We start from the raw sequence: 20,743 nt of genomic DNA on the forward strand, positions 1-20,743 counted from the left end.
AGCAGCCCCAGAATCACTCATGCCGCACCACTTTTCGCAGGCAATCCCCTGCCGCCAGCACCCGCCCATCCCGGGCCCGCACCTGCAGTGTTTCCAGCGCCTGCCCCGTATCACTATCCACCAACTCCGAACGCACCTCGCCCGCCTCGAACAGAAACCGCTCCCCCCACTGCCTCAAGCCAACCACCACCGGGAACACCGATCGCCCTTTCTCGGTCAGCACATACTCCTTGTAGGCACTGCCATCCGACGCCGGTTGCAGCGTCAGCAGCCCACTCTCCACCAGCCACTTCAGCCGTGAGGCGAGGATGTTCTTCGCCAGCCCCAGGTTCTTCTGGAATTCACTGAAGCGCCGCAGCCCATCGAATGCGTCGCGCAGGATCATCAGCGCCCAGCGGTCTCCCAGTACCTCCAGCGCCCGGGCTACGGGGCATTGCGCATTGTTTTCATCGAGCATGGACGGGGCCTTTCGTGATCATCTGGTTGCAGATTAAAACCACATTTGCTAAATAGCCAGTATGTGGTTTCAATTCGAAACCAGATTGACGAGACCAGCCCGATGAACCCTGCACTGACACGCTGGATAACCCTGCTGCTGGCCATTACCAGCGCCATGGCTGTGGCGACAGTGTATTTCGCCCAGCCTCTGCTCGAGTCGATGGCCGCTGACCTTGGCGTGGCGCAGCAGCAGATCGGTTGGGTAGTTGGCGCGACCCAGGCGGGCTACGCCCTGGGGTTGTTGCTGATCGTGCCGTTGGGTGACCTGATCGACCGCAAGCGCCTGCTACTCGGGCAGTTGCTGTTCTCGGCCCTGGCGCTGGTTGGGGTAGGCATGGCGCCCAACTGGGCGCTATTGCTGCTGGCCCTGGCTATCACCGGGCTGATGGCGGTCATGGTGCAGGTGATGGTGGCGCATGCAGCGAGCCTTGCCGACCCCGGCCAGCAAGGGCAGGCCGTGGGCACCGTCACCAGCGGCATAGTGCTGGGCATTTTGCTGGCGCGGCTGGTCTCGGGCGGGCTTGCCGACCTGGCTGGCTGGCGCAGCGTGTACCTGATTACCGCAGGGTTGTTGATACTGCTGGCCCTGGTGCTGTGGCGCAGCCTGCCCGTGGGGCAACCGGTGTCGCTGCGGTCTGGCTACCGGGCGCTGATCGTTGCCCAGTTCAGGCTGTACCGGCACGACCGGCTGCTGCGTCAGCGCGGGTTGTTCGGCGTGTTGATCTTCGCTGCGTTCAGCGTGCTCTGGAGTGCCATGGTCATGCCCCTGAGTGCCGAGCCACTGGAGCTGAGCCATACCGCGATCGGTCTATTCGGCCTGGCGGGTGTTGCCGGCACATTGGCGGCAGCGCGCGCCGGTCGCCTGGCCGATCAGGGGCTGGGGGAGCGCACCACTGGGGTAGCGCTGATTCTTCTGGTGCTGTCATGGCTGCCCACGGCCTTCGTCGGGCATTCACTGATGGCCTTCGGGTTGGGTGTGCTGATGCTGGACTTTGCCGTGCAGGCGGTGCATGTCACCAACCAGAGCCTGCTGCTGGCCGGGCGTGGCGCAATGGCCAGCCGTTTGATCGGCGCCTACATGTGCTGCTATTCACTTGGCAGTGGAGTGGGGGCAGTGCTGGCGAGCTGGGTGTATGCCCATTGGGGTTGGGCAGCGGTGTGTGGGCTCGGGATGGGCATCAGCGCGGTCGCGCTGGGGTACTGGTTATGGCTGCAACGCGCGAGGGCGGCCGAAGCCGCCCTGCAGTGTTCAGGTCAGAACTTGTAGCCAAGGCCGACCATGTACACCCATGGGTCGACATCGACGTCGACTTTGGTCTTGCTGTAGCCCAGTGCGGACGGGCCGTCGACGCTGGCCTTGGTGTCGATGTCGATGTACCAGACCGAAGCGTTGACCAGCAGGTTGTCGGTGATCATGTAGTCCATGCCCAGCTGACCGGCGAAGCCGACCGAGTCCTGCAGCTCCAGGTTGCTGAAGCCCTGCTGCTTGCGGGTGCTGCTGAGGTCTTCATCAAAGAACAGCGTGTAGTTGATGCCGACGCCGGCATACGGCTGGAACTTGGAAGTTGGCTCCATCGGGTAGTACTGCAACGACAGGGTCGGTGGCAGTTGCTTGATATCGGCCAGCTTGCCGTCCAGGCCGCCGCCCAGACCTTTGACGCCGACGGTGTGCTTGAACGGGGTGGCCGCCAGCAGCTCGAGGCCGACATGGTCGGTGAGCATGTAGGCGAAGGTCAGGCCCAGTTGGGTGTCGCTGTCCAAGGTCGCCTTGGTGCCCGATACCTTGCTGCCGTCGAATTTCAGGTCGCCGCTGCTTTCGTTGGGGGCAACGGTGATGGCACCGGCACGGACGATGACATCACCCGCCTGGTGGGCGTGGGCGACAGGGGCAGCGAGCGCCAGGGCCGCGAGGGCGGCGCTGAGCAAGGACTTGTTCATGGAAGCTCCCAGAGGACGTGAGTAATCGAGTAGTCCAATGGTACGGATGCCGTTAAACAGAAAGTTTGACCCAGCTCAAAGATGCGTCGTCACGAATTCGAAACAGTTCTCATCTCAGCTCATAAGCGTATATTTTCTCGGCTTCCATCTGGTAGCCGGCATCGGCCAGTTCGCTGCTGGAGGCTCTAACCTGCAGCTTTCCCTCGATCCAGTAGGGCTGGTAGAGGTCTTCTACACGAACGCCCATTTCACTGAAGATGTGCACGATCTGGTTCGACGGTGGCGGTGGTACGTGGATGCACGCGCCGTAGTAGGGGACCAGCAGGAATTCGGTGGTGCGGCCTTCTTCGCTCACCTCCAGCGGCACGATGTAGCCGGGCAGTTTGATCTGCTGGCCGTCGAGGCTTTTTACCACTGGAGCATCGGGGGCCTGCTGGCGCGCCGGTGGGGCGGACTCGGCGGACAGGGCGTTGCTGAGCTGCGACATGTCGTGCAACGGCGCGAGTTGGGGCGGGATGACCGGGGCGCCTTCGGGGATGAGGGCGGGCCAGTCAAGTTCGCGGGGTTCCGAGGCCCACAGAGGCATCGCTACTGTCAGCAGCAGGATCAGCAGTGTATGCAGTGCTGGCCTCTTCGCGGGCATGCCCGCTCCCACAGGGTTCACCACAGCCTTCGAACCTTGTGAAAGGCTTGTGGGAGCGGGCGTGCCCGCGAAGAAGGCAGTGAGGTATTGGATCATTGCACGCCCTCAGAGGTGAATGGACAAGCCGTCGGCCAGCGACTGCCGATAGGCCCGCCACGCCGGTACGCTGCCCATCAACAGCGCAGCTCCCAGGATGATAGCCAGCAACGTCCATTCATGAGCACTCGGCATGGCCAGCGGCAAGTACAAACCATAGTTGGCCTGCACATACCCTTGTGCCAGGGCGATTCCCGCATACAGCAAGCCAAGCCCTGCAGCGATCCCGACCGCCGCCAGCGACAGTGCCTCCAGCACCAGCAGCCCTGCGATATGCCACGGTCTGGCACCAACCGAGCGCAATATCGCCATCTCCCTGCGGCGTTCATTGAGGCTGGTGAGAATCGCCGTAAGCATGCCGATCAGGCCGGTCAGCACCACGAACAGCGACACCACGAACAACGCCTGCTCCGCGGTGCCCATCAGGCTCCACAGCTCCTGCAGGGCTACCCCGGGCAGGATCGCCAGCAACGGCTCGCTGCGGTATTCATTGATCTCCCGCTGCAGGCTGAATGTCGCGATCTTGCTGTTCAGGCCGAGCATGAACGCAGTGATGGCGGCAGGCTGCAGGTCCATGGTCCGTGCCTGCTCGGCGCTGATACGCCCGGCGCCACGGGCCGGCACCCCGTTGTGCCAGTCGATGTGGATGGCTTCCATGCCGCCCAGGCTGATATGCAGCGTGCGGTCGACCGGTGTGCCGGTGCGCTTGAGCACTCCGACCACGGTGAACGGCTTGTCGTCGTGCTTGACCAGGCTGATCGCGGCCACGCCGTGGGCAAGCACCAGCTTGTCGCCCAGTTTGTAGTGCAACGCCTCGGCCACTTCGGCACCCAGCACCACCTCGAACGGATCATCGGCAAACGCGCGGCCCTGGCTCAATTCCAGGTGCTGGCGGCGGCCGTACTGGTAATGGCTGAAGTAGTCGCCGGTAGTGCCCATCACCCGATAACCACGGTGCGAGTCGCCCAGCGAGATGGGGATGGCCCATTTCACCCGCGGGTCCTTGGCGTAGTGCTCATAGCTGTCCCAACGGATATTGTTGGTGGCGTTGCCGATGCGGAACACCGAGTACAACAGCAGGTTCACCGAGCCGGAGCGGGCGCCGACGATCAGGTCGGTACCGCTTATGGTGCTGGCGAAGCTGGCCCGGGCCTCGGTACGGACCCGCTCAACGGCCAGCAGCAGGCACACCGACAGGGCGATGGCGAAGGCGGTGAGGAATGCGGTGAAGCGGCGGTTGGCCAGGCTGGCCAAGGCAAGGCGGAGCAGGTACATCAGGCCTCCCGGGGCTTGGCGGCGCGGTTGAGTTCGGCCAGCGACAGGTGGCGGTCGAACAGCGGCGCCAGGCTTTGGTCGTGGCTGACGAACAGCAGGCTGGCACCGGCGGCGCGGCATTCATCGAACAGCAGGCGGATGAACGCTTCGCGGGTGTCGGCATCCAGCGCCGAGGTCGGTTCGTCGGCGATCACCAGTTCGGGTTGGCCGATCAGTGCGCGGGCGGCAGCAACCCGTTGCTGCTGGCCGATCGACAGGCTGTCGGCGCGGCGGGCGAGCAGGGCGGGGTCGTCCAGGCCCAGGTGGGCCAGCAAGGTGCTGGCTGCCTGGTCGACACTGCCATGGCGCTGCTCGGCGCGGGCCTTGCGGCTGCGCGAGAAGCGGCAGGGCAGCTCGACGTTTTCGCGCACCGAGAAGAACGGCAGCAGGTTGAACTGCTGGAAGATATAACCGGTGTGGTCGACCCGGAAGCGGTCACGGGCGCCCTGGCCCAGACGGCAGAGGTCTTGGCCGAGCAACTGGATGCGGCCCTGGCCCGGTACGTTCACCCCGCCCAGCAGGCCCAGCAATGTGGTCTTGCCACTGCCGCTGGGGCCCTTGAGAAACAGGGCTTCGCCAGCTTCCAGGCGGAATGCCGGAATATCCAGCAGCGCCGGCTGTCCGGGCCAGGCGAAGACCAGGTCATGCAGTTCGATCAACGGCTGGCGCATTCAGAACACGACCGCAGCCTTGGCTGGCGTGGCTTCCGCGCCTTTCTGGCCATTGGGGCCGATCAGTTGAACGGTGATTTTCTGGGTAGCCGGGAACGCCTTGAACAGCGGAGCGAGGTCCACCTGCGCCAGTTTGTCGGGGTTGGCGCAGGTCAGCTGGTAATGGGCGCCGATGTCGCTGTGCTGGTGGCTGTGCTCGTGGTCGTCACCATCGTCGTCGGCTTTCGGGGCATCACCGAACAGCGGGCTTTCCAGTTCCTGCTGGTCTTCCTTGCAACCGGCAGCGGCGGGCAGGCCGAACAGCTTCAGTGGCTGCTCCAGCTGCTGGCGCACCGCCGCGACCTTGGCCTTGTCGGCGTCGCTGTTGGCAGCGTGTTCGAAGCCGACCAGATTCATTGCCGGGCTGTCCAACTCCAGCTCCAGAGTGTTGCCATCGAGCACGGCATTGAGCTTGGCCACGCCATGCTCGTGGGCGCCGAGGGTGCCGTGGGCGTGGTCGTGATTGTGGTCATCATCGTGGGCATGGGCCACGGCCAGTGGCAGCAAGGCGAAGGGCAGGGCAAGCAACAGGCGACGCATGGATGACTCCGGAGCGGGCAAGAAGATTGGGTTATGTTATAACAGCTTTTCCCCGTGCTGCCAGCCTGCGTGGCGCAGGTTTCATGTTGGGGTAGGATGGCGGCATTAGACTTGGGTTCAGGGAATGCAGCATGAGAATTCGTGGACAGATTGGTGATTGGCCTGTGGACCTGACCATCGAGCTGGCGCCTGAAGAGTGGGCACAACTGGGGCGGCAGATCGAATTGCCCGCAGTGGCGCAGACCGCAGCAACCGAAACCGTGGCGACAACGCGTCAGGATGACGGGCAATGGACTGCGGCGCGTGAGGTGTTGCGCCTGGCGGGGCAGATGAGCGGGCCGGAATTGCTGGATCGGCTCGAAGGGCTGGCGGGAAGTACGGCGGCGGGTAAGCGGCTGCTGGTGCGCTTGCGGCATAGCAGTGAAGTCAAGGTGGAAAGTGGCGTGGACGCGCCGGTGTATCACTGGGTTGGGTGAAGGCTTTCAGGATTTTGGGGGCTGCTTTGCAGCCCATTCGCAGCACAAGGCTGCTCCTACAGGGACTGCGCAACACGTGGTGTAGGAGCAGCCTTGTGCTGCGAATGGGCCGCAAAGCGGCCCCGGCATTGTCAGAACATCGCCGCCGACAACTTGCGACGATACACGCCGACCAGCGGGTGATCACCGCCCAGCAGCTCGAACACCTGCAGCAACGCCTTCTGCGGCAGCCCGTTCTCATAACCACGGTTACGCTGGAACAGCTTCAACAACCCTTCCAGCGCCGCTTCATACTGCTGGCGCGCCAACTGCTGCACGCTCAGCTGATAAGCCGCTTCATCATCCTGCGGGTTCTGCGCCAAGCGGCTTTTCAGGTCAGCCACTTCCGGCAGACTGGCGGCCTGGCGCAGGAAGGTCAGTTGTGCCTTGGCACCGGCCAGTGCAGCTTTGTGCTCGTCAGTCTTGACCGCATCCAGCACCACCTGGGCCTCACCCAGCTCCCCGCGCTCGGCCAGGCAACGGGCATACAGGATCAGTGCCTCGGCATTGCTGTTGTCCTCACCCAGCAGCGCCTGCAACAGCGCTTCGGCCTCGGCAAAACGGCTTTCGGCAAACAGTCCCTTGGCCTGCTCCAGCGGCGAGGCGGTGGGCGCGGCAGGCAGTTGCACGTGCGGCTCGAGCATGGCGCGGATCGCCGATTCCGGCTGCGCACCGGCAAAACCGTCCACCGGCTGGCCGTCCTTGAACAGCACCACGGTCGGCAGGCTGCGGATGCCGAACTGGGCAACTACCTGTTGCTCCACGTCACAGTTGATCTTGGCCAGCAGCAACTCGCCCTGGTAACCCTCGGTGATCTTCGCCAGCAGCGGCATCAGTGCCTTGCACGGCGCACACCACTCGGCCCAGAAATCCACCAGCACCGGTTTGTGGAAGGAGTTCTCGATAACCAGTTGCTGGAAGGTGGCATCGGTAGCGTCGAAAATGTAAGGCGTGTCTTGGGTCATCGCGACTCTCGCAAACTCGTGGATAACACCACTATAAGGTGTCGCGGCTGGCGTGGTACAGGCTGACCCGGCGGAATTCGTGCGGCTCGGCCAGGTCCGGCAGGGTCAGCGCTTCCAGCACACCCAGCTGCTGGTACAGCGGGTGGCTGAAGTCGCGTACCCGCGAGTCGGCCACCAGCGCCTGGCGCCCGCGGCCGAGGAAGGCATCCAGCAGCGGCAGGTTGGCGCGGTCGTACAGCACGTCAGCAACCAGGATCAGGTCGAAGCGATCGTCTTCGGCGAAGAAATCGCTGCTGTAACCCAGTTCCACCCCGTTCAGCGCGGCATTCGCGCGGCAGGCATCGAGTGCCAACGGGTCGAGGTCGCAGGCCACCACTTCCAGCGCACCGGCGCGGGCGGCGGCAATACCGGCGATACCGGAGCCGGCGCCAAAATCCAGCACGCGCTTGCCGGCTACCCATTCCGGGTGCTCGGCCAGATAACGGGCCATGGCCAGGCCACTGGCCCAACAGAAGCTCCAGTAGGGCGGATCTTCAAGAATGCGCCGAGTCTCCTCGCTACTGAAGGCGCGGTCCATGTTCTGGTCGTCGATCAGCCACAGCTTGAGGTCGCAGCCGGGTAGCTCGCTGACGACAAGACGCGCTTCGCCGATCAGGCCGCTGAGGGCTTGTTGCAGGGGCTGTTGTAGGGAGACTGGCGCCACTTACGGCGCCTTCTCGAAACGCAGCGGACCGGTGGCCTGGGTCTGGGCCTGGGTAATGCGCACCGGCGGCAGGTGCATGATCAGCTGGCCAGAGCTGCTGGCGCGGCCGCGCAGCTCGACCCGGGCACCAGCGGGGAAGGCCTCGGGGTTGAAGCGCAGTTGGTAGGGCAGGGCCTGGCCGGTGCCGGTCAGGTTGCTGCTGGCCAGCAAGCGTTGTGGGCGGTCGCGTTCGTCGATGACCAGCAAGGCCAGCTCCACGTCGGCACCGGCGGGGATTTCCAGCAAGGTGCCGCTCAGCTCGCGCTGGTAGGCCGGCAGCGGGCCCAGTACTGTGGCCGGCTTGGCCGTGCGGGCTGGCGTGGGTGCCGGAGGGGTGTCGGGCTTCGGCCTGTCGCTGCCGCAGGCAGCGAGCAGGGCGGCGCAGCACAGCACGACGAGCGCTCGGTAGTGCATGGGGTAGTCCTTCACGGGTAGATTTCCCATGGATGTTAACCCCTTTGGCTTGTCTTGCCAGTGGGATGCGCTACCATGGCCCTCCCTTTTTTTGTTGCCTGCCACCATGCACTGTCCCTTTTGCGGTGCCAACGACACCAAGGTAATCGACTCTCGTCTCGTCGCTGAGGGCGAGCAGGTGCGCCGCCGCCGTGAATGCGTCGCCTGCGGCGAGCGCTTCACCACCTTCGAAACCGCCGAGCTGGTGCTGCCCCGGCTGATCAAGCAGGACGGCACGCGCCAACCCTTCGACGAAGAAAAGCTGCGCGCCGGCATGCAGCGGGCACTGGAAAAACGCCCGGTCAGCGTCGAGCGCCTGGAAGCTGCGCTGGCGCATATCAAGAGCCGCCTGCGTGCCACCGGCGAGCGTGAAGTCAAATCGCTGGTAGTGGGTGAGATGGTCATGGCCGAGCTGCGCAAGCTCGACGAAGTGGCCTATATCCGTTTTGCCTCGGTTTACCGCCGCTTCCAGGACCTCGACGAGTTCCGCGAAGAAATCGACCGCCTGGCTCGCGAGCCGGCTAAAGAGTGACCATGCCCAGCCAAGCTGCCATCCTCGACGCCCACTACATGGCCCGCGCGCTGGAGCTGGCGCGCAAGGGCCTGTACACCACCCACCCGAACCCGCGCGTAGGCTGCGTGATCGTGCGCGATGGCGAGGTGGTCGGCGAAGGCTGGCATGTGCGCGCCGGCGAGCCGCATGCCGAAGTGCATGCCCTGCGCCAGGCCGGTGAGCGTGCCCGTGGCGCTTGTGCCTATGTCACCCTTGAGCCGTGCAGCCACCATGGCCGCACGCCACCGTGCGCTGAAGCGCTGGTCAAGGCAGGCGTGGCACGGGTGGTAGCCGCCATGCAGGACCCCAACCCGCAAGTGGCGGGGCAGGGCCTGCGGCGCCTGGCCGAGGCCGGTATCGAAGTGGCCAGCGGCGTGCTCGAGGCCGAGGCCCGCGCACTCAACCCCGGTTTCCTCAAACGTATGGAGCACGGTCTGCCGTTCGTTCGCGCCAAGCTGGCCATGAGCCTGGATGGCCGCACCGCCATGGCCAGTGGCGAAAGCCAGTGGATCACCGGCCCGGCCGCCCGCTCGGCGGTGCAGCGCCTGCGTGCCCGCTCCAGCGTGGTACTGACCAGCGCCACCAGCGTGTTGGCCGACAACGCGCGGATGACCGTGCGCGGCGCCGAGCTGGGCCTGGATGCCGAAACCACTGCCCTGGCTCTCAGCCGCACACCGCTGCGCGTGCTGATCGATGGCCACCTGCGCCTGCCGCTGGATGCGCCGTTTTTCCAGGCTGGCCCGGCGCTGGTGGTGACCGCTGTCGCAGATGACCCGCGCTATGCCGCTGCCGGCCACGAACTGCTCAGCTTGCCGGGTGACAATGGCCAGGTAGACCTGTCGGCGTTGCTGCAGGCACTGGCGGCCCGCGGCATCAACGAAGTCCTGCTGGAAGCCGGTGCCGGCCTGGTCGGCGCCTTCTCCCGGCTAGGCCTGATCGACGAGTACCAGCTGTTCGTCGCCGGCACTTTCCTCGGTTCCCAGGCCCGTCCGCTGTTGGACTGGCCACTGGACAAGATGAGCGAAGCGCCGCGGCTGAAAATTACCGAAATGCGCGCAGTGGGCGATGACTGGCGGGTCACGGCCATCCCCCTGCCGGCACCCCGCGTATAATGCCTGGCTTGCCCTGCGCAAAACGTTTTTGAGGAAGACCCCATGTTCACCGGCATCATCGAATCCATCGGCACCATCCGCAGCCTGACCCCCAAGGGTGGCGACGTGCGCGTCTACGTCGAAACCGGCAAGCTCGACCTGGGTGACGTCAAGCTCGGCGACAGCATCGCCGTCAACGGCGTGTGCCTGACCGCCGTCGAGCTGCCGGGCGACGGCTTCTGGGCCGACGTCAGCGTCGAAACCCTCAAGCGCACCGCCTTCATCGACCTCAAGAGCGGCAGCAAGGTCAACCTGGAAAAAGCCCTGACTCCCACTACCCGGCTGGGCGGGCACCTGGTCAGCGGCCACGTCGACGGGGTCGGCGAAATCATCTCGCGCAGCGATAACGCCCGCGCCATCCAGTTCCGCGTGCGTGCACCGAAGGAACTGGCCAAGTACATCGCCCACAAGGGTTCGATCACCGTCGACGGCACCAGCCTGACGGTCAACGAGGTCAATGGCGCCGAGTTCGAGCTGACCATTGTCCCGCACACCCTGTCCGAAACCATCATGGCCGACTACCGTGCAGGGCGTCGGGTAAACCTTGAGGTCGACCTGCTGGCCCGTTACCTGGAGCGTCTGCTGCTGGGTGACAAGGCTGCCGAACCGAGCAAGGGCAGTGGCATTACCGAAAGCTTCCTGGCCGCCAACGGCTTCTTGAAATCCTGATTGAGAAGGGGGTGCCGCGTGGCGCTCAACAGCATCGAAGAACTGGTCGAAGACATCCGCCAGGGCAAAATGGTCATCCTCATGGATGACGAAGACCGCGAGAACGAAGGCGACATCATCATGGCGGCCGAGTGCTGCCTGCCTGAGCACATCAACTTCATGGCCAAGCACGCCCGCGGCCTGATCTGCATGCCGATGACCCGCGAGCGCTGCGAGACCCTGAAGCTGCCGCTGATGGCGCCGCGCAACGGCTCGGGCTTCGGCACCAAGTTCACCGTGTCGATCGAAGCCGCCGAAGGTGTCACCACCGGCATCTCCGCCGCTGACCGCGCACGTACCGTGCAGGCGGCCGCTGCCAAGGACGCCAAGGCCGAAGATATCGTCAGCCCTGGCCACATCTTCCCGCTGATGGCCCAGCCTGGCGGTACCTTGGCCCGTGCCGGCCACACCGAGGCCGCATGCGACCTGGCACGCATGGCCGGTTTCGAGCCAAGTGGCGTGATCTGCGAAGTGATGAACGACGACGGCACCATGTCGCGCCGCGCCGAACTGGAAGTGTTTGCCGCCGAGCACGGCCTGAAGATCGGCACCATCGCCGACCTGATCCACTACCGCATGATCCACGAGCGCACCGTGCAGCGCGTCTCCGAGCAACCGGTCGAGAGCGAGCTGGGTGAGTTCAACCTGGTCACCTACCGCGACGCGGTGGAAGGTGACGTGCACATGGCCTTGACCCTGGGCAAGATCTGCGCCGAAGAGCCGACCCTGGTCCGCGTACACAACATGGACCCGCTGCGCGACCTGCTGCTGGTCAAGCAACCGGGCCGCTGGAGCCTGCGCGCCGCCATGGCTGCCGTGGCCGAGGCCGGCAGCGGCGTGGTATTGCTGCTGGGGCACCCGCTGGACGGCGACGTGCTGCTGGCGCACATCCGCGAAAGCGCTGGCGATGCACCAGTCAAGGCACCGACCACCTACAGCACCGTGGGTGCAGGTTCGCAGATCCTGCGCGACCTCGGTGTGCGCAAGATGCGCCTGATGAGTTCGCCGATGAAGTTCAACGCGATATCCGGATTCGATCTGGAAGTTGTAGAATACGTGCCCTCCGAGTGACTTGAGGCGGCAGTGACGCCCTCCAGCTCGAGTCCATACCCCTGTCGAGGCCGCCAGCATGCGGCCTCGCTCTTGAAGATGAGAATATCGGAATGACCCTGAAGACCATCGAAGGTACCTTCATCGCCCCCAAAGGTCGCTATGCTTTGGTGGTTGGCCGCTTCAACAGCTTCGTCGTCGAAAGCCTGGTAAGCGGTGCCGTTGATGCCCTGGTACGCCACGGTGTCAGCGAAAGCGACATCACCATCATCCGTGCCCCGGGTGCATTCGAAATCCCGCTGGTGGCACAGAAGGTCGCCCAGCAAGGCGCCTACGACGCGATCATCGCCCTGGGCGCAGTGATCCGTGGTGGTACCCCGCACTTCGAATACGTGGCGGGCGAATGCACCAAGGGCCTGGCCCAGGTGTCCATGGAGTTCGGTGTTCCGGTGGCCTTCGGCGTACTGACCGTCGACTCCATCGAGCAGGCCATCGAGCGTTCCGGCACCAAGGCCGGCAACAAAGGTGCTGAAGCTGCCCTGTCCGCTCTGGAAATGGTCAGCCTGCTGGCGCAGTTGGAGGCCAAGTGATTAGCGACGAAAGCGATCGTTTCAACCCGCGCGATCCAAAACCTGCGGATGCCGGCAAGCCATCGAAGAGTGCCAAGCGCCGCGAAGCCCGCAAGCTCGCGACCCAGGCACTGTACCAGTGGCACATGGCGCAGCATTCGCTGAACGAGATCGAAGCGCAGTTCCGGGTCGATAACGATTTCTCCGATGTCGACGGCGCTTATTTCCGCGAGATCCTGCATGGGGTCCCGGCGATCAAGAGCGAAATCGACAGCGCCCTGAAGCCATGCCTGGACTTGGCACTGGAAGAGCTCGACCCGGTCGAGCTGGCCGTGCTGCGTCTGTCTACCTGGGAGTTCATCAAACGCGTCGACGTACCGTACCGCGTGGTGATCAACGAAGGTGTCGAGCTGGCCAAGGTCTTCGGTGCCACCGATGGCCACAAGTTCGTCAACGGTGTGCTGGACAAGCTGGCCCCGAACCTGCGCGAAGCAGAAGTAAAGGCGAACAAGCGCTGATCCTGGCGCTTGCGGACCATGGGTGAGTTCGAGCTGATCAGCCATTACTTCGCCGCCGCGCCCTGTGCGCAAGGCGGTGAAGGCGTGGCTCTTGGCATTGGTGACGACTGCGCCTTGCTGGGCCTTCCTGCCGGCGAGCAACTGGCGGTGTCCACCGACACCCTGGTTGCCGGGGTGCATTTTCCGGCTCTGTGCGACCCTTGGTTGCTCGGCCAGCGCTCGCTGGCCGTGGCGGCCAGCGACCTGGCTGCCATGGGCGCCACCCCCATCGGCTTCACCCTTGCCCTGACCTTGCCCGAGGTCAGCGCCGACTGGCTGCAAGCCTACGCCAGCGGCCTCAACCGCATGGCCGGCCACTGCCAGCTAAGCCTTATCGGTGGCGACACCACTCGCGGCCCCCTGAGTATCACCATGACCGTGTTCGGCCGGGTTCCGGTGGGGCAGGCGTTGCGCCGTGATGGCGCTCGCCCGGGCGACCTGCTTTGCGTCGGGGGCGAGTTGGGTAACGCGGCAGGGGCTTTGCCGCTGGTGCTGGGCCAGCGCCAGGCCGATGCCGCGCTGGCGCAACCGTTGCTCGACCATTACTGGTCGCCGTCGCCGCAGTTCGCCCTGGGCCAGTTGCTGCGCGGGCGTGCAACTTCGGCACTGGATATTTCCGACGGCCTGCTGGCCGACTGCGGGCATATCGCCAAGGGCTCCCGCGTGGCGCTCGAAGTGAACCTGGAGCAGGTGCCGGTGTCATCCGCCCTGCAGGGCTTGCTCGGCGCCGAGGCGGCCGTACACGCGGCGCTGACCGGTGGCGATGACTACGTGCTGGCGTTCACCTTGCCGCCAGCCGAGCTTTCATCCCTGCAGGCACAAGGCCTGGCGGCATTCCACGTCATCGGGCGGGTGCTCGAAGGGCAGGGTGTGAGCCTGCGCGACCGGCAGGGCCAGGACATCACCCCGCGGCAACGCGGCTATCAACATTTTAGGGAGACACCGTGACCGATCACCCCAACCAGGTGCCTGCGGAGTTTGTTCCGCCTTCGGTCTGGCGCAACCCGTGGCACTTCATCGCCTTCGGTTTCGGTTCTGGCACCTTGCCAAAGGCGCCGGGCACCTGGGGCTCGCTGGTGGCCATACCGTTCATCCCGCTGTGGCAGATGCTGCCCGACTGGGGCTACTGGCTGTTGCTGGGCGTGAGCATGCTGTTCGGCTTCTGGCTATGCGGTAAGGTCGCCAATGACTTGCGCGTGCACGACCATGAAGGCATTGTCTGGGACGAGATCGTCGGCATGTGGATAACCCTCTGGCTGGTGCCGGAAGGCTGGCAGTGGCTGCTGGCGGGGTTCCTGATGTTCCGCTTCTTCGACATTCTCAAGCCGTGGCCGATCCGCTGGGTCGACCGTCATGTGCATGGGGGCGTTGGCATCATGCTCGACGATATCCTGGCTGGCGTGTTTGCCTGGCTGGGGATGCAGGTTCTGGTTTGGGCGGTTGCCTGATACAGGGAGCGTGTGAATGGCCATGAGGACCGTGCTGCTGGCAATGCTGCTGAGCCTTGCCCCGTGGGCGGCGGCTGCCGAGGGTGTGCCGAAACAGATCCACCTGGTCAGCGAAGAGTGGCTCGACTACACCAACGCCGACGGTACCGGGGTAGCCTGGGACGTGCTGCGCAAGGTGTTCGAGCCGGCCGGGGTCAAGGTAGTGACCCAGAGCGCGCCCTACAGCCGTGCGGTCGGGCTGGTGAAGCGTGGCGAGGCTGACGCCTGGGTAGGCTCGTACAAGGAAGAGAACGACGACAACCTGTACCCGCGCTGGCACTTCGACATGGACCACATTTACGCGCTAGGGTTGGTCAGCAAGCCAGTGCCTACTCGGCAGACCATAGGCCGCTACCGCTTGGCCTGGGTGCGTGGCTACGACTTCGGTAGCTATCTGCCCGATGTGCATGACTTCCGCGAAGTCCAGCGCCGCGAAGGCATCCTGCCGATGCTCGAGCATGACCGTGTGGACTTCTACATCGATGCGCTGACCGAGATCGACTATGTGCTCGGCCAGACCTCCCAGCCCGAGCGCTTCCGCCGCACCCATGTGGCCGAACTGCCGCTGTACCTGGCCTTTGCCCGCAGCGACCAGGCCAAGGCCCTGCGCGACCTGTTCGACAAGCGCATGACCGAGCTGGTGCGCAGTGGTGAGCTGAAGCCGATCTTCGAGCACTGGCAGCAGCCGTATCCGTTCAGCCCGGATAGCAAACCACATTGAGCGCCCCGTTTCATGGGCATGCCCGCTCCCACAGGATTGAGTACAGACCTTTGCTAAGCATCGAACTTTTCGATCTTACCCCACGGTATTCAGCCAGCCCACATCCCCCAACCTGCTGATACAATCGGCCCACGAGAAATTTAAACTTATTCCAGGAGCACAACGTGCCCGTCGTCTTTGTTGCCGCCTCTAAACTCCCGACTCCCTTCGCGACCTTCACCATGCATGGCTTCCTCGACGAAGCCACTGGCCGTGAGCACGTGGTGCTCAGCCTGGGTGACATCGCGGACGGCCAGCCGGTGCTGGGGCGCCTGCACTCCGAGTGCCTGACCGGCGATGCCCTGTTCAGCCAGCGCTGCGACTGCGGCTCGCAGCTGGAAGCCGCGCTGCAGGCCATCGCCCGTGAAGGCCGTGGCGTGCTGCTGTACCTGCGCCAGGAAGGCCGTGGCATCGGCCTGCTGAACAAGATTCGCGCCTACGAGCTGCAGGACGGTGGCGCCGATACCGTCGAGGCCAACGAGCGCCTGGGCTTCGCCGCCGACCAGCGCGACTACGCCATGTGCCTGCCGATGCTGGAGCACCTGGGCGTGAAGTCGTTGCGCCTGATGACCAACAACCCGCGCAAGGTCAAAGCCCTGACCGACATGAGCATCGTCGTCGCCGAGCGCGTACCGCTGCACACCGGGCACAACCCGCACAACCGCTACTACCTGGCAACCAAGGCCGGCAAGCTGGGCCACATGCTGGGTAACGAGCACCAGGGCGAGGTGCCTCAGGCGTGACCCGCGCCGAGGTCAAGCGGCGCTTGGCGCTGGCCTGGTGGCAATACCTGGCGGTGGGCCTGGTGCCGCTGCCAGTGATGGCCTGGGCCTTCGGTGGCGGTGATGCGCTGGCCTCGGTGCTGGCCATGCCACTGTTCATTGCCGGCGCGGCGACCATGTTCCTCAGCCTGCCGCGCTTTAGTGCCTACAAGCGCGCCCTCATCGCCACTTCCAAGGTGCTCGGCACTGGAGAAGAGCCCGCCGCCTGGATCGAACTGGCGCGGGTGCGGCGCCTGGCTATGTTGTATGCCTGCTTCCCGGCCTGGGTCGCCGCTTTGTCGGTGCTGGTCGGCCTTGAGGCGGTGCCGCAGATCCTGCTGGCGTTGTCCACCGCAGTGGTGCTGTACCTCTATCGTATTCCACGCCAGCTCGGCTGATGCGCCTGCTGCCCGGCCTGCTGGCGCTGCTCGTCTGCTCCGCACTGCCCGCCGAACCCCTGCGAGTGGTCAGCCTGGCCCCGTCGATGAGCGAGATCATGCTCGAACTGCAGGCCGATGACCTGCTGGTCGGTGTGCTCGACGGTGGCGAACGGCCGGCGGCGCTGCGCGAGTTGCCCTCGGTGGGGCGCCAGGGGCAACTGGACCTCGAACGCCTGCTCAGCCTGCGCCCCGACCTGTTGCTGCTGTGGCCGGGCAGCGTGCCGCCGGCCCAACGCGACCAGCTCAAGCGCCTGGGTATCGCAACGTATAGCGCAGAACCCCATGACATCGACCAGCTGATCGAGCAGATCGAAGCCATCGCCGAACGAATCGGCCGTGCCGAACAGGGCCATCGGTATGCCCAGGCCCTGCGTGACCGGCTGCGGCAGCTGCGCCAGCAGTATCGACGGGACGAGCCCTTGCAGGTGTTCTACCAGGTCTGGGACCGACCGCTGTACACGCTCGGTGGCCGGCAGGTGGTCAGCGATGCCCTGGCCGTTTGCGGCGCGCGTAATGTCTTCGCCGATCTCACCCAGGCGGCGCCGCAGGTAAATGTGGAGTCTGTGCTGCTGCGCAACCCACAGGTCATTCTGGCGGGTGATCAGGCGCAGCTGGAGAGTTGGAAGGCCTGGCCGCAACTGCGTGCGGTTGCCGATGATCGTTTACTGGTGGTGCCAGACAAAGGCCTGGAGCGGCCTAGTGGGCAGATGATCGAAGCTACGGCGCGCTTGTGTGCGCTGCTCGAGGCTAACGCGTCAACGCCCAAGTGAGGTTCTGCGAGGGCTGCGCCCTCGATCGCTGGCAAGCCAGGCTCCCACAGGGATAGCGCATGACTTGAGGCTGGCGCGGTCGAGGTGGGAGCTGGCTTGCCGGCGATTGGGCCGCAAAGCGGCCCCCGGGGATTACAGGCCGAGCCTGGCCATCCGAGCCTTCACCGAAGCCTCGATCCCAGCCGCATCCAGCCCGCACTCAGCCAGCATCTGCGCCGGCTTGGCATGCTCGACATAGATGTCCGGCAACCCCAGGTGCAGCAGCGGTTTCACGATCGCCTGGCTGGCCAGGAACTCACCCACAGCCGCACCGGCACCGCCCATGATGGCGTTTTCTTCGATGGTCACCAGCAGCTCATGGCTTGCGGCCAGTTCCAGCACCAGTGCCTCGTCCAGCGGTTTGACGAAGCGCATGTCGACCACGGTAGCGTTGATCTGCTCAGCCACCTGCATGGCCTCGGCCAGTTGCACGCCGAACACCAGCAAGGCGACTTTCTCGCCCTGGCGACGGACCACGCCCTTGCCGATTTCCAGCGGCTCCAGGTCACCGCTGATCGGCGCGTTCGGGCCGGTGCCACGGGGGTAACGCACAGCCGCCGGGCCGTTGTACAGGTGGCCGGTGCTGAGCATCTTGCGCAGCTCGTTTTCATCGCTTGGGGTCATCACCAGCATGCCCGGGATGCAGCGCAGGTATGACAGATCGTAGCTGCCCGCGTGGGTCGGGCCGTCTTCGCCGACCAGGCCGGCGCGGTCGATGGCGAACAGCACGTCAAGATTCTGTACCGCCACGTCGTGGATCAGCTGGTCGTAGGCGCGCTGCAGGAAGGTAGAGTAGATCGCCACCACCGGCTTGCTGCCCTCGCAGGCCATGCCGGCCGCCAGGGTCACGGCATGTTGCTCGGCGATCGCCACGTCGAAGTAACGCTCCGGGTAGCGCTCGCTGAACTCGACCAGGTCGGAGCCTTCCTTCATCGCCGGGGTAATGCCCACCAGGCGGTTGTCGGCGGCAGCCATGTCGCACAGCCACTGGCCGAACACTGCGGAGTATTTCGGGCCGCTGGCTTTCTTCGGTGCGGCGGGTTTGTCGGCCGGCTCCAGCTTGGTGATGGCGTGGTAGCCGATCGGGTCGATCTCGGCTGGGGCGAAGCCCTTGCCCTTCTTGGTCACCACGTGCAGGAACTGCGGGCCCTTGAGGTCACGCATATTCCGCAGGGTGGCGATCATGGTCGGCAGGTCGTGGCCGTCGATCGGGCCGATGTAGTTCCAGCCCAGTTCTTCGAACAGCGTGCCCGGCACCAGCATGCCTTTGGCGTACTCTTCGGTGCGGCGGGCGATTTCCCAGGCGCCCGGCAGGCGCGACAGCACTTTCTTGCTGCCTTCGCGCATGCTCGCATAGGTGCGGCTGGAGAGGATCTTGGCCAGGTAGTTGGACAGACCACCGACATTGCGCGAAATCGACATGTCGTTGTCGTTGAGGATCACCAGCATGTCGGCGTTGACTTCCTGGGCGTGGTTCAACGCCTCGAAGGCCATGCCGGCGGTCAGCGCGCCGTCACCGATCACCGCGATCGACTTGCGGTCGCTGTTCTGCAGGCGGGCGGCAATGGCCATGCCCAGTGCAGCGCTGATCGAGGTGCTGGAGTGGCCGACGCCGAAGGTGTCGTACTCGCTCTCGCTGCGGCGCGGGAAGGCGGCGATGCCGTCCTTCTGGCGCAGGCTGAGCATGCGGTTACGGCGCCCGGTGAGGATCTTGTGCGGGTAGGCCTGGTGACCCACGTCCCACACCAGCCGGTCGTCGGGGGTGTCGAAGACGTAGTGCAGGGCGATGGTCAGCTCGATGACACCCAGGCCGGCACCAAAATGCCCACCGGTCTGACCCACGGTGTAGAGCAGTTCCTGGCGCAGTTCGTCGGCCAGGGTCTCCAGGTCGGCTTCGGCCAGCCGGCGCAGGCCGGCAGGCGTGTCAGCGCGGTCGAGCAACGGCGTGACCGGGCGTTCGCGGGGGATCTCTTGAAACGTCGTGGGCATCAGGCGAGTCGTTATAGGTGTGTTAAGACGCGGCAGTTTACCCCATTGTAGGAAATACTGCCCATTCAACCACGGGTTACGCGGCCCCTGTGGGAGCGGGTTCACCCGCGAATGCGGCGGTAAACTCAACATCGCATTCGCGGGTAAACCCGCTCCCACAGGGATTGGTGTCGTTGCTTAATTGCGGCGTTCGACGATGTAACGCGCCAACGCCCGCAGCGGTTCGGCCTTTTCGCCGAACCCTTGCAGTGCGACCAGCGCCTGGTCGCGCAGTTCGATCGCATAGGCCTTGGCCGCTTCCAGGCCCAGCAGCGCCGGGTAGGTCGGTTTGTCACGGGCGATATCGGCCCCTTGGCGTTTGCCCAGGGTGGCGGTATCGCTTTCCACGTCGAGAATGTCGTCCTGCACCTGGAAGGCCAGGCCTATCGCCTGTGCATATGTCTGCAGGGCATCCAGTTGCGCCTGCTCGGCGCGGGCGCTGGCCAGGGCGCCGAGGCGCACGCTGGCTTCGATCAGCGCACCGGTCTTGTGCCGGTGCATGAACTCCAGCGCCTGCTGGTCCAGCTTCAGGCCCACCGAGCCCAGGTCGATGGCCTGGCCACCGACCATGCCTGCCGGGCCGGCAGCCTTGGCCAGGGCCTGGACCATAGCCAGGCGAATGCTGTCGTCTTGCGGGCTCAGGCGCGGGTCGAGCAGGGCGCTGAAGGCCAGGCTCTGCAAACCGTCGCCGGCGAGGATCGCGCAGGCTTCATCGAAGGCTTTGTGGGTGGTCGGCTGGCCGCGGCGCAGGTCGTCGTCATCCATGGCCGGCAGGTCGTCATGCACCAGCGAGTACGCGTGGATCAGTTCCACCGCACAGGCTGCGCCGTTGGCGTGTTCGGCCGGGGCACCCAAGGCTTCGCAGGCCGCGTAGGCCAGCAGCGGACGAACGCGTTTGCCACCGTTCATCACGCTGTAGCGCATGGCGGCGTAAAGGCGTTCGAGTTCCTTGGTCGGGGCGACGAACAACGGTTCGAGGGCGGCGTCGACCCGCGCCTGGCAGCTGGCCTGGTAGGTGCCGATCATGCTTCCGGCTCCGCGTCGAAGGGCTGGGCAGCCAGTTCGCCATCGCGTTCCAGCAGGATTTGCACCTTCTGTTCGGCCTGGGCCAGGGCGCCCTGGCAATCGCGGGTCAGGGCGATGCCTTGCTCGAAGGCGGCCAGCGACTCTTCCAGCGACAACTCGCCGTTCTCCAGGCGCTCGACCAGTGCTTGCAGGTCTGCGAGGGATTGCTCGAAATCGAGGGAGGCTTTTTTGCGGGCCATGGCGACTGTCTCGGTGGCATTCAGAACGGCGCGACACTAGCAGAGCGGGGCGGGGGGAGCAAACTTCCGGCAGCCTGAGGTTGGACTTGCTGGCCTCTTCGCGGGTAAACCCGCTCCCACAGGTACTGCACCGGTTGCGAGTCTGCGCGGTCCCTGTGGGAGCGGGTTTACCCGCGAATGGGCCGCAAAGC

At 64.9% G+C, this 20,743-nt stretch carries 26 protein-coding genes; 14 read left to right on the forward strand and 12 right to left on the reverse strand.

The genetic code is table 11. The annotated features are described in order from the left end of the window. Window positions 1–13: 13 nt before the first annotated feature. The gene (locus GEV38_RS02930; RefSeq protein WP_013970662.1) at window positions 14–457 is read right to left on the reverse strand and encodes a helix-turn-helix domain-containing protein; all 444 of its coding nucleotides are present in this window, start codon (window positions 455–457) and stop codon (window positions 14–16) included. 102 nt (window positions 458–559) lie between these two features. On the opposite strand from GEV38_RS02930, the gene GEV38_RS02935 reads away from it, so the two are divergent. Beyond that, window positions 560–1,765: an MFS transporter gene (locus GEV38_RS02935; protein WP_054572943.1), complete on the forward strand. Its 1,206-nt coding sequence runs from the start codon at window positions 560–562 to the stop codon at window positions 1,763–1,765. Here GEV38_RS02935 and GEV38_RS02940 read toward each other — a convergent pair. From GEV38_RS02940 to GEV38_RS02965, 5 genes are all read right to left on the reverse strand, one after another. Further along, window positions 1,753–2,436, reverse strand: coding sequence for an OmpW family protein (locus tag GEV38_RS02940; protein ID WP_054572942.1), 684 nt, complete (start codon window positions 2,434–2,436; stop codon window positions 1,753–1,755). The two genes, GEV38_RS02935 and GEV38_RS02940, sit on opposite strands and share 13 nt — an antisense overlap. Window positions 2,437–2,545: 109 nt before the next feature. Next, window positions 2,546–3,058 (reverse strand): DUF3299 domain-containing protein, encoded by a 513-nt coding sequence (locus GEV38_RS02945; RefSeq protein WP_025337514.1) that lies wholly within the window; start codon window positions 3,056–3,058, stop codon window positions 2,546–2,548. 126 nt (window positions 3,059–3,184) lie between these two features. Continuing rightward, window positions 3,185–4,450: an ABC transporter permease gene (locus GEV38_RS02955; RefSeq protein WP_015268770.1), complete on the reverse strand. Its 1,266-nt coding sequence runs from the start codon at window positions 4,448–4,450 to the stop codon at window positions 3,185–3,187. Next, a complete protein-coding gene (locus GEV38_RS02960; RefSeq protein WP_015268771.1) occupies window positions 4,450–5,160 on the reverse strand; it encodes an ABC transporter ATP-binding protein in 711 nt (236 codons plus the stop codon). Before GEV38_RS02960 ends, GEV38_RS02955 begins: the two co-directional genes overlap by 1 nt. Further along, window positions 5,161–5,739, reverse strand: coding sequence for a DUF2796 domain-containing protein (locus tag GEV38_RS02965; protein WP_015268772.1), 579 nt, complete (start codon window positions 5,737–5,739; stop codon window positions 5,161–5,163). A 131-nt stretch (window positions 5,740–5,870) separates the two neighbouring features. Between GEV38_RS02965 and GEV38_RS02970 the strand changes: the two genes are divergently transcribed. Next, the gene (locus GEV38_RS02970) at window positions 5,871–6,215 is read left to right on the forward strand and encodes a hypothetical protein (protein WP_043935270.1); all 345 of its coding nucleotides are present in this window, start codon (window positions 5,871–5,873) and stop codon (window positions 6,213–6,215) included. 131 nt (window positions 6,216–6,346) lie between these two features. On the opposite strand, the gene trxA is transcribed toward GEV38_RS02970, so the two are convergent. Genes trxA through GEV38_RS02985 form a run of 3 tightly spaced genes read right to left on the reverse strand, consistent with a single transcriptional unit; the run spans window position 6,347 to window position 8,375 of the window. Continuing rightward, window positions 6,347–7,219, reverse strand: a complete 873-nt coding sequence (gene trxA / locus GEV38_RS02975) for a thioredoxin (protein ID WP_013970670.1) — start codon at window positions 7,217–7,219, stop codon at window positions 6,347–6,349. Window positions 7,220–7,250: 31 nt separating this feature from the next. Beyond that, the gene (locus tag GEV38_RS02980; RefSeq protein WP_003259339.1) at window positions 7,251–7,922 is read right to left on the reverse strand and encodes a methyltransferase; all 672 of its coding nucleotides are present in this window, start codon (window positions 7,920–7,922) and stop codon (window positions 7,251–7,253) included. Next, complete coding sequence (locus GEV38_RS02985) at window positions 7,923–8,375, reverse strand: YbaY family lipoprotein (protein ID WP_015268774.1); 453 nt, start codon at window positions 8,373–8,375, stop codon at window positions 7,923–7,925. A gap of 106 nt (window positions 8,376–8,481) precedes the next feature. Here GEV38_RS02985 and nrdR point away from each other — a divergent pair, with 106 nt between their 5' ends. The 12 genes from nrdR (at window position 8,482) to GEV38_RS03045 (ending at window position 17,220) form a co-directional block, all read left to right on the forward strand. Next, window positions 8,482–8,946 (forward strand): transcriptional regulator NrdR, encoded by a 465-nt coding sequence (gene nrdR / locus GEV38_RS02990; protein ID WP_003255402.1) that lies wholly within the window; start codon window positions 8,482–8,484, stop codon window positions 8,944–8,946. Window positions 8,947–8,948: 2 nt separating this feature from the next. Continuing rightward, window positions 8,949–10,079: a bifunctional diaminohydroxyphosphoribosylaminopyrimidine deaminase/5-amino-6-(5-phosphoribosylamino)uracil reductase RibD gene (gene ribD / locus GEV38_RS02995; RefSeq protein WP_015268775.1), complete on the forward strand. Its 1,131-nt coding sequence runs from the start codon at window positions 8,949–8,951 to the stop codon at window positions 10,077–10,079. A 42-nt stretch (window positions 10,080–10,121) separates the two neighbouring features. After that, window positions 10,122–10,787, forward strand: a complete 666-nt coding sequence (locus GEV38_RS03000; RefSeq protein ID WP_003255399.1) for a riboflavin synthase — start codon at window positions 10,122–10,124, stop codon at window positions 10,785–10,787. 18 nt (window positions 10,788–10,805) lie between these two features. Further along, window positions 10,806–11,897: a bifunctional 3,4-dihydroxy-2-butanone-4-phosphate synthase/GTP cyclohydrolase II gene (gene ribBA, locus GEV38_RS03005; protein ID WP_003259341.1), complete on the forward strand. Its 1,092-nt coding sequence runs from the start codon at window positions 10,806–10,808 to the stop codon at window positions 11,895–11,897. 92 nt (window positions 11,898–11,989) lie between these two features. Then, window positions 11,990–12,466, forward strand: a complete 477-nt coding sequence (gene ribE, locus GEV38_RS03010; protein ID WP_003255395.1) for a 6,7-dimethyl-8-ribityllumazine synthase — start codon at window positions 11,990–11,992, stop codon at window positions 12,464–12,466. Continuing rightward, window positions 12,463–12,963: a transcription antitermination factor NusB gene (gene nusB, locus GEV38_RS03015; RefSeq protein WP_013970674.1), complete on the forward strand. Its 501-nt coding sequence runs from the start codon at window positions 12,463–12,465 to the stop codon at window positions 12,961–12,963. Before ribE ends, nusB begins: the two co-directional genes overlap by 4 nt. Before the next feature lie 18 nt (window positions 12,964–12,981). Beyond that, a complete protein-coding gene (gene thiL / locus GEV38_RS03020) occupies window positions 12,982–13,950 on the forward strand; it encodes a thiamine-phosphate kinase (protein ID WP_015268776.1) in 969 nt (322 codons plus the stop codon). Continuing rightward, on the forward strand, window positions 13,947–14,450 hold the full coding sequence (locus GEV38_RS03025; protein WP_004376077.1) for a phosphatidylglycerophosphatase A: 504 nt from the start codon (window positions 13,947–13,949) through the stop codon (window positions 14,448–14,450). Before thiL ends, GEV38_RS03025 begins: the two co-directional genes overlap by 4 nt. Before the next feature lie 16 nt (window positions 14,451–14,466). Then, entirely contained in the window at window positions 14,467–15,210 is a 744-nt protein-coding gene (locus GEV38_RS03030; RefSeq protein ID WP_015268778.1) for an ABC transporter substrate-binding protein, read from the forward strand. Window positions 15,211–15,374: 164 nt separating this feature from the next. After that, window positions 15,375–15,992: a GTP cyclohydrolase II gene (gene ribA, locus GEV38_RS03035; RefSeq protein WP_015268779.1), complete on the forward strand. Its 618-nt coding sequence runs from the start codon at window positions 15,375–15,377 to the stop codon at window positions 15,990–15,992. Continuing rightward, the gene (locus GEV38_RS03040) at window positions 15,989–16,408 is read left to right on the forward strand and encodes a hypothetical protein (protein WP_015268780.1); all 420 of its coding nucleotides are present in this window, start codon (window positions 15,989–15,991) and stop codon (window positions 16,406–16,408) included. Before ribA ends, GEV38_RS03040 begins: the two co-directional genes overlap by 4 nt. Further along, a complete protein-coding gene (locus tag GEV38_RS03045) occupies window positions 16,408–17,220 on the forward strand; it encodes a cobalamin-binding protein (RefSeq protein ID WP_054572941.1) in 813 nt (270 codons plus the stop codon). Before GEV38_RS03040 ends, GEV38_RS03045 begins: the two co-directional genes overlap by 1 nt. A gap of 132 nt (window positions 17,221–17,352) precedes the next feature. Here GEV38_RS03045 and dxs read toward each other — a convergent pair whose 3' ends face one another. The 3 genes from dxs to GEV38_RS03060 form a co-directional block, all read right to left on the reverse strand. Then, window positions 17,353–19,248, reverse strand: a complete 1,896-nt coding sequence (dxs, locus tag GEV38_RS03050; RefSeq protein ID WP_024086183.1) for a 1-deoxy-D-xylulose-5-phosphate synthase — start codon at window positions 19,246–19,248, stop codon at window positions 17,353–17,355. 177 nt (window positions 19,249–19,425) lie between these two features. Continuing rightward, window positions 19,426–20,313: a (2E,6E)-farnesyl diphosphate synthase gene (gene ispA / locus GEV38_RS03055; RefSeq protein WP_015268783.1), complete on the reverse strand. Its 888-nt coding sequence runs from the start codon at window positions 20,311–20,313 to the stop codon at window positions 19,426–19,428. Beyond that, window positions 20,310–20,552 carry an exodeoxyribonuclease VII small subunit gene (locus GEV38_RS03060; RefSeq protein ID WP_003255380.1) on the reverse strand — a complete coding sequence of 81 codons (243 nt, stop codon included), beginning with the start codon at window positions 20,550–20,552 and terminating at the stop codon, window positions 20,310–20,312. The genes ispA and GEV38_RS03060 overlap by 4 nt, the downstream gene beginning before the upstream one ends. Window positions 20,553–20,743: the final 191 nt, after the last annotated feature.

Origin of the sequence: Pseudomonas sp. 13159349 (assembly GCF_013305685.1) — a bacterium.
GTDB lineage: Bacteria > Pseudomonadota > Gammaproteobacteria > Pseudomonadales > Pseudomonadaceae > Aquipseudomonas > Aquipseudomonas asiatica.